We start from the raw sequence: 14,968 nt of genomic DNA, 5'->3' as shown, positions 1-14,968 counted from the left end.
TGTTTAAAGTGACAACCACTTATGCGGTTCTGGATTTAGAAACAACAGGATCTACATATGATAATGGTGACCGCATCATTCAAATTGGGGTGGCCTTTGTTCGTGATGGACAAATTGTCGACCGATTTGCTACGGATATCTTCCCTTATCAAGACATTCCAAGAGAAATAACGAAATTAACAGGTATTACCAATGACCAAGTGAAGTTAGCACCGCCGTTTGAGGATATTGCGGCAGAATTATGGGATATGTTGGCGGATACGGTGATTGTGGCGCACAACATTGGTTTTGACTATAAATTCTTAGACAAGAGTTTTCAAGCGCAAGGTTTTCCTGCCATGACCCACGACCGGGTGGATACGGTTGAAATGATTCGTACCCTATATCCGACGGCTGAATCCTATAAATTATCTGAATTTTGCCAACATCACGGCATTGTATTGGAAAATGCCCATACAGCTGTGGACGATGCCATGGCTACGGCAGAAGTGTTGTTGATGTCTATGCACAAAATCCAACAAATGCCACGTGAATTATTCGACCAATTGCGTCCGTTTGCCCATTATTTTATTGGCCAAACGGGTGCATACATGGCCAAATGGTTTGATGAAAGCACAGACCATCGTCAGGATTTCGAATATATTGCACCATTTGTGGTGAGCGAACATCAAGCCAATTTCCAAATTTTTCCAGACAAATTTGGTGATAAAAAAGCGGTCCGCATGCATCTAGCCAATACCAAAGCAGATGATAGTGACCAAGCGAGTATTGTCACCAGTAATAATGGGGTGACTTTATCAACCTTGCAACAGTCGATGGTTGATGAGGTTGGACCATTTTTCCATGCCACAGGAGATCCGAGTGTACACCCGGATACCAATAAATTTGCTTTCCTAACGGCAAATGCAGGTGTTGGAAAATCACTAGCCTACATGATGTCGGCTTTATCGGCAGTGGAGGCAGAAAAGACCAAGCAAATTCAGGATGGTCGTGTGATTGTATCCACGTCTACTGTGATTTTGCAACATCAATTTTTGGATAAAACCGTGAACCTGGCGACGACATTATTGGGTAAACCCCTAAAAGTAGTTGTTTTAAAGGGGCAAAGTCATTTTATCCAATTAACCAGATTTCAAAAATTCCTAGCCTATTTAAAGAGTCATCCGGAAATTGCCTTGAAAAGGGATGTATTAATTTCCGTGGCTGTTTTGGTATGGTTGGGTGAGACACAAACGGGTGATTTACACGAATTGAATAGTGGGTTAAATAATGAAGTCTACTGGCAAAATATGAATCGTTTTTCAACGGAAAGTCACAATGATGAAATTCAACGTTGGGGCGATTATGCGTTCTATGAACGTCATGTACGTGAAGCGAAAGATGCCGATGTTGTGGTTTTAAATCATGCCTACTTGGTATATCATTACCACGATTTGGTTGCAGAAGGCATCATGACCGAACATAGCAAGGTGATTATTGATGAATGCCATCAATTACCGGAAACTGTTCACCAACAAGCAACTCGTACCGTCCAAACTAAAGATGTGGAAGAAGCCTTAACGACAATTGAACGTTTGATTCACCGCATCATGGATAAGGTAGTCACCAATAATGTGAAGGTACATGCAGTCGATCAACTATTCCAAGTAGAAAAAAACTTGCAAGCGGCATGGGCAGGATTGGATAAATTCATTGATTGCTTAGCGGATGAGTACCAAACAAAATCCTATTACCAGCAAAAAGCCCAAGCAAATGCCTATTATATTTCGCATGAGTATTACATGATTGCCAAATGGCGTGAAGCATTACGGAAGTCGCTGAAGGCGATGGAGAAAATGGTGCATCCATTAAAAGTCATTGTGGGTCAGTTATACCACATGGACCTTTATACCAAACGCATCTACCAACAATTGCTCAACCAAATTTATCAATTTGATTATCAATTGAAGACTTGGTTAGTTGCTTCGGAAGCTAATCCAGATTATTATGCTGAACTAGATGTCCATTTTGGCAAGCAAAATACGACAGCAACCATTCAACGGAAACTGTATTCAAGTAAAGACCACCTAGCAAGGATTTTCAATGCTATTCCTAGTCAAACCTTGCTTGTTTCAGCTTCAATCGAAATTGTTGGGGCAAAACATATTATCAGTAATTTATTTGGTATCGATCATTTCCAATGGTTCTCCTTTATGGAGGCGTCTTATCAGCAACAACTAGCGCTTAGCCAACCAAATCAAATCAAGGGATACTATATTAAAGATTACCTGTCGATTGATAAATACAATGAGCATCAAGCTGCAACGATGATTGCAGATGTGATTGAAGAAGTATGGGCGAATAAAGCAAAGATTCATAAAATCCAAGTCTTCTTTCAGTCACGTGCTTTATTACAGGCAGTACAACATGAATTAAAACGACGCTTTAGTCGCATGGTCTATGGACAAGTGATTGTACAAAATCATCAACGGAATTTAGACCGTTTGGCCCGTCAATTCGAACAAAGTCAGCGTGCTATTTTATTGGCCTTGGCAAGTTTCCAAGAGGGGATTCATTTGAATACCAAGACGGATGCCTTCATTATGACGCGGTTGCCTTTTTCCGCGCCAGATACACCGGATGAATTGGCCAAACAAGATTATCTGAAATCTATTGGCGACCAATACTTTGATGATGTTGCCTTGCCAAATATGTTGATGAATTTAACACAAATATTTGGTAGAATGGCCGCAACAGTCAATGAAGCATCCATTTTTATTTCCTTAGATCATCGTTTAGAAAAAGCATCATATGCAGATCAAATTCAAGCAATTATGCCTGAAGCCTTAACAATGGATTGGATTGACTTAAAGGATTTAAGGCATTTAGATTAACATTGTGATAGAATGTAGGATATAAAAAAAGGGGCAATGAAACCATGAAACGCAAATTATTTTCAATTTTGATGGCCATCATGGTGATTTACTTGGTGGGCACATCATATGTATATTTCAGCTCACAACAACCAGTTGCCGAAGCTGAATCAGAGACCACAAAAATGGCCAAAGAAGCGGGTATTACGAATATCCAAAATTTTTATGTATTTAATAAAGATGAAACCTATTATTCTGTTTTAGGCGAAAATGCCGAAGGCCGTGAAGTTTATTTTGCTTATCAACCAGATACTGATTACACGAAATCAGGTTTTGTTGATGAAATGGTAAACGAAGAAAATGCCTTGGCCTTAACCCTATATGAAATGCCTGACGTTGAAGTGCGGAATGCCAACCTTGGTATCGAAAATGATACTTTTGTGTGGGAAGTTTCTTTCACAGATGCAGATGGTAATTTAGGCTATCACTATATTAATGCAACAACGGGCGAATGGTATGAGACCGTTAATGACCTTTAGGAGGACGATGGAATGGATTTAGCAAAAAGAATGGATAAGATGCAAGCCTCGCAAACGGCAGCAGCGGCGGCAAAAGCACGTGAATTAAAAGCCAAGGGTATTGACGTTATTTCCCTAGCAGTTGGAGAACCAGATTTCAATACACCAGAATACATCTTAGACCAAGTAAAAGAAGATATGTATGCTGGACGCGGTCACCATTATACAGACGGTACAGGGATTGTTGAATTAAAACAAGCTATTATTGATTACCATGCTGCCTACGATAATGTGCACTATAGTCTAGATGAAGTTTTCATTGCTGATGGTGCAAAAATGATTTTGTACTATACGTTCCAAGCCCTATTAAATGAAGGCGACGAAGTATTAATTCCTTCGCCATATTGGGTAAGCTATATTGAACAAGTAAATATGGCTGACGGTGTACCTGTTATTGTTGAAACAGATGCCAAAGACCAATTCCGTGTAACCCCAGAATTACTAGATCAATATGTAACTGAAAAAACAAAATTACTTGTTTTGAACAGTCCATCAAATCCGACAGGGGCAATCTTAAGCGAAGAGGACTTACGCGCGGTTGCTGAATACTGTCTTGAACACAATATCTTGATTATTGCCGATGAAATTTACTATCGTTTAGTCTATAACGGACACGAAGCACACTCAATCGCTGGTTTATCTCAAGCCATCAAAGAAAATACAATTGTAATCAATGGTTTTTCTAAGGCTTATGCCATGACTGGTTGGCGTTTAGGCTATGCTTTAGCTGAAAATAAATATATTAAAGCCTACGGTAAATTAGCGAGCCAAATCAACTCAAACCCATCTGGTCTTAGTCAATACGCTGGTTTAGCTGCCTTAAAAGGTTCAGATAGTCATCGTGAAGATATGCGTTTGGCCTTTGAAAAACGTTTAAATGCAGCTTACGATGAATTGTTGACAATTCCAGGTTTTGTCTTAGATTTCAAACCACAAGGTGCTTTCTATCTATTCCCAGATTGTTCCGAAGCAGCACGTAATTGTGGTTATGATTCAGTGACTGATTTTGCCGATGCAATTATTGAAGAAGCGCATGTAGTCGGTGTAGCTGGGGTAGCCTTTGGTAAAGCTGACCATATTCGTTTCTCATATGCGACCAACGAAGAAACATTTGCTGAAGCGATGAAACGTATCCGTGAATTCGTCATCAGTAAAAGCCAAGCATAAAATATCATTATTTAAATGAATGAATGCAAGGACAAAAGGCCTTAATAAAGGCGCGAACAATTCTTTCAAAGAGTTATTCGCGTCTTTTGCTTTAGATAAATTTTTTTCGTTTTTATGGAAAAATTTGAGGACGGGAAGTGTAGTTCCTAAGCCGTGAAGTAGGATGAAATCGAGACCTTGGCTCCAGAGGGTCCCACGGCTCTTTAGGAACGTACACTTTAAGGACGAAAATCGAAGATTTTATACTTTTATCTCAACCTCTTTTCACATCTAAGGCAAGCGCGTATTTCAAAATCCAGATTCAAATCCAGGCGCCTTTTACCATACTTTGATATATACTATAAGAGAAGCACTTTTAGATGCACATGATAAATAAATAAGAACAGAAAAAGAGGCATAAAAATGAACCGAGAATATTACACAGTGATGCGCAATAAGGTTTTAGAATCTTATCATCGGTTAAATATTTCTAACGAAGAAATGATGTTATTAATTCATTTCTTGAGTTTCCAACAAGCAGGGGAGGAGTTTCCTGCAATTTCCGCTATCGGACAACGGATGAACTTACCGGAAACGACACTTTTCGACATGATTCAATCGTTGATTGAAAAAGGCTTTTTAAGTATTCCGTCTTATAAAAATGCAGAAGGGAAATCTGTAGAATTTTATTCCTTAGATCCGCTATACCAAAAAATTGAAAGTCTTGATCAAGTTGATAAAACAAGTAGATTTCAGGAAGCGCAGGCTACTAAGGAAGGCGAAGTGTTTGAAATGATTCAAACAGAATTTGGCCGTCAATTGTCGCCAATTGAATACCAACAAATAGCTGAATGGTTTTCGAAAGATCATTATGAACCTGAAGTCGTGAAAGAGGCCTTGAAAGAGGCAATCTTGAATCAAGTATACTCACTGAAATATATTGACCGTATTTTATTGAATTGGGCAAAGCAAAAGAAAACCAAGGCCAATGACACACGCCGCTCAAATCATTACAACCAACAAAATACCAATAAGCAAGAATTACCACCAGTGCCGATGAAAAAATGGCTAAACAAATAAATAAGCTAGCAATGAAGGGAGGCTAAAAGGTGGCAGACTTAATTTCTGATGCTGAAGTCATCAATATTTTAGATCATTTAGACCAAATGTATCCTAATCCAAAGACCATGCTCTATCATGAAAGTCCATTTCAATTGGTGATTGCCGTGTTAATGTCAGCACAAACAACGGATGTTGGTGTGAACAAAGTGACACCAGCATTATTTGCTGCTTATCCGGATGCCAATGCAATGGCTGAAGCAGACGTTGCAGACTTAGAAGATAAAATCAAAACAATCGGTTTATATCGTAATAAAGCAAAAAACATGAAGAAAACGGCCATTATGATTCGAGATGAATTTGGTGGTCAAGTACCCAACACACGCGAAGAACTTGAGAAATTACCTGGTGTAGGGCGAAAAACAGCAAATGTGGTCTTGAGTGAGGCCTTTGGGGTACCAACAATTGCCGTGGATACACATGTTGAACGTGTAACCAAACGAATGGGGATTGTCCCACCGAATGCTAGTGTTCGTGAGACGGAGGAAATCTTGATGGCGCGTATCCCAGAAAATCGTTGGCGCGATGCACATCATCAATTTATCTATTTTGGACGTGAATACTGTACGGCTAGAAATCCCAAATGTAGAAAAGACCCAAGAATTGATTTTTGTGAATGCCGCGTATTACCACAATACGGCTAGATTTGGCGTGGTAATTGTATTTTAACAGCCGATTACTTGAAAATTATTTCGAAATTGTGTATATTTAAAGTAATAGATTAAAAGAGGAGGTGCACATATGTCTGAAAAGCAAATTGATAAAAAAGAAGCAGAAAGTTTACACGCCTTACGCGTCCACATGAAAGCCAATTTGTATATCCTTGAAGAGTTAAAACGCGATATGCGTAAAAAAGGATTAAGTGAGAACGAGTTTACCGTATTGGAATTGTTATATAATCGCGGTCAACAGCCCATTCAACAAATCGGTAAGCGCATTTTAATACCTTCTTCAAGTTTAACTTATGTCATCGACCGTTTAGAGGATAAAGGTTTTGTAGAAAGAACCAACAACCCTGAAGATCGTAGGGTTATTTATGCAAAAATAACAGATGAAGGTAATAAGAAAATGGCTGAGGTTTTCCCAGGTCATAGTCAAATTATCGCGCAAATGTTTGATAACCTATCGTTAGAAGAAATTGATACCTTTATTCGTTTAACGAAAAAAATTGGTTTACAAGCACAAGAAATTTTAGAAGAAAATAACTAATGAGCAACCCATATAGCGCATAGGCTAACTACTTTGCTAAATTTGGGCATTCAGAAAGGCTGGGACATAAGCTGTCCTGGCCTTTTTTCACAACAAGTTAGCATGATGTAAGAAATGTAGTGAACATTTTGAAGGAAATTTATCACCAATTTGTAAGGTTTGAGATTCTGCTAATCATGACAATATGATATGATTAGAGCGAACGAATGGGGTGCAGATATGAAAGAAATAATTCATTTTTATCATACAAATGATTGGCATTCACACTTAGAAAATTGGCCAAAATTTTTGAGATATTATCAAAATCAATCGGATAAACATAATCAAGAAGGTGAAGCCCATTTTCTCTTTGATATTGGTGATGCTGTAGATAGACAACATCCACTAACAGAAGCGACGCAAGGTCAAATCATGGTGGATTTAATGAATGAAATGGGCGTGGATGTGGCGACAATTGGGAACAATGAGGGAATTGGTAGCCATCATGATGTCTTAAATAGCTTATACAAAGACGCACAATTTCCTGTTGTATTAGGTAATATTTTTGACAAAAAAGATAGTACACGGCCAAATCATACGCAGGATTATGAGATGATTCAAACTGACAAGGGTAGTCGTTTTGCCGTGTTTGGTATGACTGCACCATTTGAAATTTCTTATGATATTGTAGGGTGGCAACCTTTGGATCCCATTGCATCCATCAAAAGAGTCATTCAAGATATTAAGACTAAGGAATCCTTTGACGGTATTATTTTATTAAGTCATTTAGGTTTACCAACGGATCGAATCATTGCAAAAATGTTTCCAGAAATTCTGATGATATTTGGCGCGCATACCCATCACGTGTTACCAGAGGGAGAATGGGTTGGACACACTTTACTGACAGGTGGAGGAAAATATGGTCAATTTATGGGGCATTTGACTGCTGAATTTGAAAAACCAATCAACAAAGATTACCTTTATGAAGCTGGTTCGTCAGATGTGACAGTGAATGAGACGATTATTGACTATAAACGTTATTTCAAATTAACAGAAGAACTCGTCGCGAGTGATCGTATTTCTAACTATCCAGAAGATGAAATGCAAGTAAGTCAATGGGTAGCACAAGGACAAGAAATCTTAAAGGGCAATATCGTTGGTCGCTTACCTTTTGCATTACCCGCTCATGAAATCGAGTATTCGCCACTACAACATTACACTTTGCTAGCAATGAAAGCTCAGAGTGGCGCAGATATAGCCATCATCAATGCAGGAATGTTTTTACAAGGCTTACCAGCATGTGAGGTGACGCATTTTGACTTACATAATGCCTTACCACATCCAATTCGCCTCATGATGGTAGAAACAAGACTAGCGGATTATAAACAAGTGATTAAACCGCAAGTGGCATCCTTAGGTGAAGAACTCAAATACACACCAATCAAAGGTTCTGGTTTTAGAGGGAATATTTTTGGCCAATTAGTGACAATTGCAGATCAAAATATCTATGATTTAGACGATTCAGCAATTGTTAAAATTGTGACCATTGATCATTTGTTATATCTACCATTCTTTACAAGCTTAGTTGCCCAAAAACATTATTTATGGGGACAACCATTTATACGAGAATTATTAGCGGATACAATTCATAAAAATTCAATAGATGGTGAACTAGACCAACCATCTGAATAAGAGAGGAGTTGCAATTATGTTAAGTCGTAAACGACAAGAAGAGTTAAAAGAAAAACGTGCGGAATTAAACTATCCAAAAGCGGAAGTTACACGTGTAAGCCCTGAGCAACTTTCCATCAATGGGCAAATATTTACGATTCAAGAAAATTTTAACGAAGCGATTAATATCGAAGCCATTGCGGATCGTTATATGGATATTTTAGATACCTATGATTATGTTGTAGGAGACTGGTCTTATGAACAGTTGCGTTTAAAAGGTTTCTATGCAGATGACGCCAAAATCGGCACACTTGAACAAAAAATTAAGCATCTACCTGATTACTTAATTGAATATGCCAGCTTTGGTGCAGCATATTTTGTTTTAGCACATGAACGAACAACAGCCGAAATTCAAGCGCGCAATGAATTGTTCTGGGAAAACCAACGTAAAGAAAATGCTGGCGGAAGACCGCGAAATAATAAAGCAACGTCAAATAGACCAGCTCAAAAGAAAAAACAAGCTAACCGCAAACCGGACAATAAACCAGCGGCAAATACTGGGGATAACAAAACAAAACGCAATAAAAATCCACACTTTAGTAAGAAAAAGACAAATAATCGCGGAAAAGCGTTTAATATTGTCGAGGTAAAAGATACGAATACAAATACGAATCAACAAACTAGTCGACCGGCCAAGAAAAAAACTACCGTGAACCGACCACATTCATTTAGTATTCGTGAGAAGGGGGAATAATAGACATTGAATTTTGAGGATAAAGTATTCTTAATTGACCTAGATGGTACCATGTATCGTGGCGAGGAACCTATTGCGGGCGCAAAGGAATTTGTGGAACAACTGCAAAATAAAGGGATTCCATATTTATTTGTCACCAATAATGCCATGCGTAATCCGGCCCATGCTGCTGCAAATCTTAACCAAATTACGGGTTTATCAGTAACGGCTGAACATTTCTATACCTCAGTAGAAACCTTGAAATATATCCTAGAAGCAGATAAACCAGCGGGACATATTCCATCTGATGGCTCAGGTATAGCTTACGTAATCGGTACAAATTATGTTCATGATGCAGTGACGGATGCTGGTTTTTCAATTACTACTGACGTCGATAACAATGAAATTGCGATAGTAGTAGTTGGTCTAGATCAATCTGTTACGTACCAACAATTGATGGATGCATCGATTGCAGTGCAAAATGGGGCACGCTTCTATTTAACAAATCCGGATGTTCAATTCCCGTCAGTTCGAGGCTATGTCCCAGGTGCGGGTGCTTTGGGTAAAGTAATTACGGCTGCAACTAGGGTAGAACCTATTGTGTGTGGGAAACCAAATGCGTTGATCATTGAAGGTGCTTTGGCAAAATTAGGTGCAAATAAAGCACAAGCAGTATTCCTAGGCGACAACCTAATGACGGATATATCAGCTGCAGTAAATGCTGGTATTGATTCCATTATGATTGAAACGGGTGTACATAACAGGACAGATTTTAAAATTTATGGCGTAGAGCCAACAATGGTGGTTGAAGATTATGAAACACTCTTATCAACCTGGCAATAAGCTGGGTAATGAATTTTTATTATGGATTGGCATTTTAGCGATACTTATTTTTTTACTAACTTTCTCGATTACAATCACCATCATTAATATTCCCTTATTCATGGTATCCTTGTGGTTTTCTCGAGCATATGAATTAGTTGGTTTAACTTTTTCAACAGTAATGGACAACTATTTAATTTTAATGGCGTATTTAAATTTTCCATGGATTGAAACTTTAAATATGCCAGATTTTCCTACATCGGTAAATGCCGCAATTCATTTCATGGAAGTGAAACACTTATTCTTCCTTAATTATGGGGCTATGGTTCTTTCTGCATTAATCGCAGCATATAGTTTATGGAAATTGAAGGCATCACGTAATGTGTGGCGTTTATATTGGCCTTTTAAACAACTTCGTTGGCTACCAATTATTATTATTGTCATATTAATTTTCAATTTTAATGCAATTTTTGTAGGTTTTCACGAGCTAGTTTTCCAAAATGACTATTGGCTATTTAACCCAGCAACGGATCCAATTATTCTTGTACTAGATGAATCATTCTTCTTATTATGTTTCGTTTCTGTTTTTCTGATCATACAAATTGGGATTGAGTTAGTATATCGAGCAGGTAAAAAAGATTTTGAAGAACGTATTTTAGGCAATTATACAAAAACACCTCGAAAACGCATTTAGCGTCTTCAAGGTGTTTTTTTTAATTATCAAACATGCTTGTTGAATGTAAGGGTTCCACACGGCGGTCTGGGTATAAGTAGTGGGCAACTTGATTCACTACATGTGGTGCTTCACCGAAACCAACAGCAATTAATTTTGTTTTATAAGGATAAGTGACAATATCACCAATTGCGAAAATTCCATCGATATTTGTTTGAAGGTTGTGATTCACAACTACAGATTCATTCTCAATTTGAAGATGCCAATTTTTAATATCTTCAAGTGATGAAACAAAGCCATACGTCATAAAAACATGGTCAACTGGCAAATCTAAAATATCTTCGCTACGCGCTTTGTTTAATTGAATACTCGTTAATCTTGAACCATCACCAATAAAGGCTTTAGGTACATACGGCGTCAAGATTTCAATTTTTTCATTTGCTTGTGCTTGCGCAACAGCATATTCGTGTGCTCTAAATCGATCACGACGATGGATTAAGTAGACTTTGTCTGCATATTCAGCCAAGTCATTGGCTGCGTCAAAGGCTGAATCACCACCACCAAGGACAGCAACGTTTTTCCCAACAAAGCGATTTAAATTCGCAACATGATAGGAAACATGATTTGCTTCATAGGTTTCTAAACCATCTACTTGAATTTTACGTGGCTTGAATGATCCATTCCCTGCCGCAATGATAATTGCTCCGGCTTGATATTGTGCTTTCGAAGTTTGTACATCGAAGCCTGTATCTGTTTTTTGGACATCAATGACTTTTTCATCAAGATGGAGGAAAGTTGTTTCAGCGAATCTTTGTAATTGTGCCATTAGCGCGTTGGTTAATTCAGCACCTGTAACTTTTGCAAATCCAGGAACATCATAAATTTTCTTATCAGGGTAAAGTGCCTTAGGTTGTCCGCCAGGTTCTGGTAGGGAATCAATGACACGTACACTCAAATTACGCATACCTGCGTAAAAAGCGGCGAAGAGGCCAACTGGTCCAGCGCCCACAATTAATATATCTGTTTTATCTTCTGTCATTTGAATCCACTTTCTAATTTTTATAAAGGTATATTTAGTAAGTTATAGATAAATCTTAAGATTAAGGTAACCAAAACACCAGTAGTCATTCCACCGATAACTTCGGAAGGCTTATGACCAAGGTAGTCATTAATTACCATTTTATCCTCATCCAAAGTATTTAATTGTTTTAATAACTCTGTATCATTCGTTTCGCGTGCTTTTTGTTTTAAGATTTTCATTAATGAATAAATTAGTACACCTTGTTCGCCATCTTGACGGCGAACACCCATTGCATCAAACATTACAATCATACCGAAACAGACTGCAATAGCGACATATGGGGAAAAGAATCCATACTGAAGAATCAAAGCTGTAATCAAAGAAGTCACAGCGGCTGAATGCGAACTCGGCATACCACCAGTCGCATGAATGATTGAAATATTAGCGCGTGGCTTATTGAATAGAACCGCAATCGGATATTTCACAATTTGTGCAACAGTAATAGCTACAAATGTAACGATTAAAGGAAAATTGGTTGTTGGATTCATGTTTTCCTCCTTAGAATGTTTTAGCCTAATAATATCATGAAAAAGAAGGATTCGGAAAATGTTTCGCTATAAATGATATAAAATAGGATAATTTTTAAAGTTTGCTTTGTTTCGGTGATTAAGTGAAGAATTTTTCCTTAGTATTTGTTACAATAATCATAGAAATAAATAGGAGGCAGAAAATGACTTATCCACAATTAGATATTAAAGATACACAGTTAAAAGCAACAATCGAAACGAATAAAGGTTCGTTCCAAGTAGCTTTATTCCCTGAATTAGCGCCGAAAACTGTAGAAAACTTCGTAACCCTTGGTAAACAAGGCTATTATAATGGGGTAATATTCCACCGTGTAATTCCTGATTTCATGATTCAAGGTGGAGATCCATCTGGAACTGGTATGGGCGGTACAAGCATTTATGGTGAAAAATTTGAAGATGAATTTAACTTAGAATTATTCAACATCAATGGTGCGTTATCAATGGCTAATGCTGGTCCAAACACAAATGGTTCTCAATTCTTCGTTGTTACTGCAAAACAAGTTCCAGCTCAAATGTTAGGACAATTAAAAGCAGGTGGCTGGCCAGAAGAAATCATCGAAGCTTACAGCGAAAATGGTGGAACACCATGGTTAGATCAAAAACATACTGTATTTGGACAAGTAGTTTCAGGAATGGAAGTTGTTTATGATATTGAAAACCAACCACGTAATGCATCTGATAAACCATTAGAAGAAGTAGTTATCACAAACATTACTTTTGAAAACGATCAAGATTAGTTAGCGAGAGGACGAACCTTCATGACAACAAAGGATTTTCCTTACCACATCGGTGACGTAGTTGAAGGTCAAGTAACTGGTTTGCAGCCCTATGGTGTATTTGTTCAACTTGATGAAGACCACCAAGGACTAGTTCACATATCTGAAATTAATCATGGTTATGTTAATAATGTAGAAGATAAATTTAACATTGGCGATACGCTGACTGTTAAAATCATCGATATTGACGAATATACAAGCAAGATGAGTTTATCTATTCGTGCTTTGAAGAAACTCGCCATATCAAATAAACCAGCTAAAAATGCATGGCCTAAAAAAAGGCATGCACCCAAAATTGGTTTTTCCTCTATAGAGGAAAAAATGCCAATGTGGATTGAGGAAGCATTATCAAAAATGGCAACAAAATAATTTTAGAATAAAAAGGGGTAGTAAAATGGCACATATCAAATTTGACTATAGTAAAACTAACCAATTTATTGCAGAACACGAATTAACACAAATGCAACCGTTAGTTACAGCAGCAGATACAATCTTAAGAGAAGGTACTGGAGCGGGTAGCGATTTTACAGGTTGGGTTAATTTACCACGTGACTACGATAAAGAAGAGTATGCGCGAATTAAAAAAGCTGCAGAAAAAATTCAATCTGATTCTGACGTATTAGTCGTATTAGGTATTGGTGGATCTTACTTAGGTGCTAAAGCTGCAATTGATTTCTTATCTCATACATTCTCTAATCTTCAAACAAAAGAAGAACGTAAAACACCACAAATTTTCTTTGCGGGTAATAGCTTAAGCTCAACTTACTTAGCAGAATTAATTGAAGCAATTGGTGACCGTGACTTCTCAGTTAACGTTATTTCTAAATCAGGTACTACAACTGAAACTGCAGTAGCATTCCGTATTTTCAAAAAATTATTGGAAGAAAAATATGGTGAAGAAGCGAAAAACCGTATCTACGCTACGACAGATAAAGCAAATGGTGCCTTAAAATCTGAAGCAGACGCACAAGGATACGAATCATTTGTTATTCCGGATGCAGTAGGTGGACGCTTTACTGTATTAACTCCAGTAGGTTTACTTCCTATCGCTGTTTCTGGTGCTGATATCGATGCTTTAATGCAAGGTGCAGCAGACGCAATGGAAGAATACTCAGATGCAGATCTAACAAAAAATGAAGCATACCAATATGCAGCATTACGTAATGTCTTATACCGTAAAGGTAAAGTAACAGAATTATTAATCAACTACGAACCAAGAATGCAATACTTCTCTGAATGGTGGAAACAATTATTCGGTGAATCTGAAGGTAAAGATGGTAAAGGAATTTACCCATCAAGTGCAAACTTCACAACTGACTTACATTCATTGGGTCAATATATCCAAGAAGGTCAACGTAACTTGTTTGAAACGGTTGTAAAAGTGGACAAACCTCTTAAATCAATCGAAATTCCAGCATTTGATGAAGATTTAGATGGATTAGGCTACCTAGAAGGTAAAGATGTTGACTTTGTTAACACTAAAGCTTTCCAAGGTACTGTATTGGCTCATACTGATGGTGATGTACCTAACTTCGTATTAACAATTCCTGAAATGGATGCATATTCATTAGGTTACATGATTTATTTCTTTGAAATTGCCGTAGCTATCTCTGGTTACTTGAATGGTATTAATCCATTTAACCAACCAGGTGTAGAAGCTTACAAGAAAAATATGTTTGCTTTATTAGGTAAACCAGGATTTGAAGAACTAGCTGAAGAATTAAATAAACGTTTATAATTTAACGATTCATTTATCATAAGCACAAAAAGTCGGAGTAAATTGTAGAGGCCCCCAAAAGTTA

The 14,968-nt window shown here is 37.6% G+C and carries 15 protein-coding genes; 13 read left to right on the top strand and 2 right to left on the bottom strand.

The features are described 5' to 3' along the window. Positions 1-8 precede the first annotated feature (8 nt). The 10 genes from EF384_RS02440 (at position 9) to EF384_RS02395 (ending at position 10,803) form a co-directional block, all read left to right on the top strand. Positions 9-2,873: an exonuclease domain-containing protein gene (locus tag EF384_RS02440; protein WP_123779464.1), complete on the top strand. Its 2,865-nt coding sequence runs from the start codon at positions 9-11 to the stop codon at positions 2,871-2,873. A gap of 44 nt (positions 2,874-2,917) precedes the next feature. Next, on the top strand, positions 2,918-3,391 hold the full coding sequence (locus EF384_RS02435; RefSeq protein WP_123779404.1) for a cell wall elongation regulator TseB-like domain-containing protein: 474 nt from the start codon (positions 2,918-2,920) through the stop codon (positions 3,389-3,391). A gap of 12 nt (positions 3,392-3,403) precedes the next feature. Next, positions 3,404-4,597 (top strand): pyridoxal phosphate-dependent aminotransferase, encoded by a 1,194-nt coding sequence (locus tag EF384_RS02430; RefSeq protein WP_123779403.1) that lies wholly within the window; start codon positions 3,404-3,406, stop codon positions 4,595-4,597. Between the two features lie 402 nt (positions 4,598-4,999). Then, positions 5,000-5,656 carry a DnaD domain protein gene (locus EF384_RS02425; RefSeq protein ID WP_123779402.1) on the top strand — a complete coding sequence of 219 codons (657 nt, stop codon included), beginning with the start codon at positions 5,000-5,002 and terminating at the stop codon, positions 5,654-5,656. A 29-nt stretch (positions 5,657-5,685) separates the two neighbouring features. Beyond that, positions 5,686-6,339: an endonuclease III gene (gene nth, locus EF384_RS02420; protein ID WP_255421234.1), complete on the top strand. Its 654-nt coding sequence runs from the start codon at positions 5,686-5,688 to the stop codon at positions 6,337-6,339. 97 nt (positions 6,340-6,436) lie between these two features. Next, entirely contained in the window at positions 6,437-6,904 is a 468-nt protein-coding gene (locus EF384_RS02415; RefSeq protein ID WP_123779401.1) for a MarR family winged helix-turn-helix transcriptional regulator, read from the top strand. A gap of 219 nt (positions 6,905-7,123) precedes the next feature. Beyond that, positions 7,124-8,575 (top strand): bifunctional metallophosphatase/5'-nucleotidase, encoded by a 1,452-nt coding sequence (locus EF384_RS02410; RefSeq protein WP_123779400.1) that lies wholly within the window; start codon positions 7,124-7,126, stop codon positions 8,573-8,575. A 16-nt stretch (positions 8,576-8,591) separates the two neighbouring features. Next, the gene (locus EF384_RS02405) at positions 8,592-9,308 is read left to right on the top strand and encodes a YutD family protein (protein WP_123779399.1); all 717 of its coding nucleotides are present in this window, start codon (positions 8,592-8,594) and stop codon (positions 9,306-9,308) included. A 6-nt stretch (positions 9,309-9,314) separates the two neighbouring features. Next, entirely contained in the window at positions 9,315-10,130 is an 816-nt protein-coding gene (locus EF384_RS02400; protein ID WP_123779398.1) for an HAD-IIA family hydrolase, read from the top strand. Beyond that, a complete protein-coding gene (locus EF384_RS02395) occupies positions 10,102-10,803 on the top strand; it encodes a TIGR01906 family membrane protein (RefSeq protein WP_123779397.1) in 702 nt (233 codons plus the stop codon). Before EF384_RS02400 ends, EF384_RS02395 begins: the two co-directional genes overlap by 29 nt. A 19-nt stretch (positions 10,804-10,822) precedes the next feature. Here the strand turns inward: EF384_RS02395 and EF384_RS02390 are convergent, their stop codons facing one another. Together EF384_RS02390 and EF384_RS02385 are read right to left on the bottom strand one after the other, a co-directional pair. Then, positions 10,823-11,821, bottom strand: coding sequence for an NAD(P)/FAD-dependent oxidoreductase (locus EF384_RS02390; protein WP_123779396.1), 999 nt, complete (start codon positions 11,819-11,821; stop codon positions 10,823-10,825). A 20-nt stretch (positions 11,822-11,841) separates the two neighbouring features. Continuing rightward, positions 11,842-12,351, bottom strand: coding sequence for a divergent PAP2 family protein (locus tag EF384_RS02385; protein WP_123779395.1), 510 nt, complete (start codon positions 12,349-12,351; stop codon positions 11,842-11,844). 182 nt (positions 12,352-12,533) lie between these two features. On the opposite strand from EF384_RS02385, the gene EF384_RS02380 reads away from it, so the two are divergent. Genes EF384_RS02380 through EF384_RS02370 form a run of 3 tightly spaced genes read left to right on the top strand, consistent with a single transcriptional unit; the run spans position 12,534 to position 14,904 of the window. Beyond that, positions 12,534-13,127, top strand: a complete 594-nt coding sequence (locus EF384_RS02380) for a peptidylprolyl isomerase (protein WP_123779394.1) — start codon at positions 12,534-12,536, stop codon at positions 13,125-13,127. A 21-nt stretch (positions 13,128-13,148) separates the two neighbouring features. Continuing rightward, positions 13,149-13,535: a CvfD/Ygs/GSP13 family RNA-binding post-transcriptional regulator gene (locus EF384_RS02375; protein ID WP_123779393.1), complete on the top strand. Its 387-nt coding sequence runs from the start codon at positions 13,149-13,151 to the stop codon at positions 13,533-13,535. Between the two features lie 25 nt (positions 13,536-13,560). After that, the gene (locus tag EF384_RS02370; RefSeq protein WP_123779392.1) at positions 13,561-14,904 is read left to right on the top strand and encodes a glucose-6-phosphate isomerase; all 1,344 of its coding nucleotides are present in this window, start codon (positions 13,561-13,563) and stop codon (positions 14,902-14,904) included. Positions 14,905-14,968 lie beyond the last annotated feature (64 nt).

Source organism: Aerococcus agrisoli, assembly GCF_003797145.1.
Classification (GTDB): Bacteria; Bacillota; Bacilli; order Lactobacillales; family Aerococcaceae; genus Aerococcus; species Aerococcus agrisoli.
The sequence above is the reverse complement of the archived record's forward strand: the minus strand, read 5'-3'. Positions and strand labels throughout refer to the sequence as shown.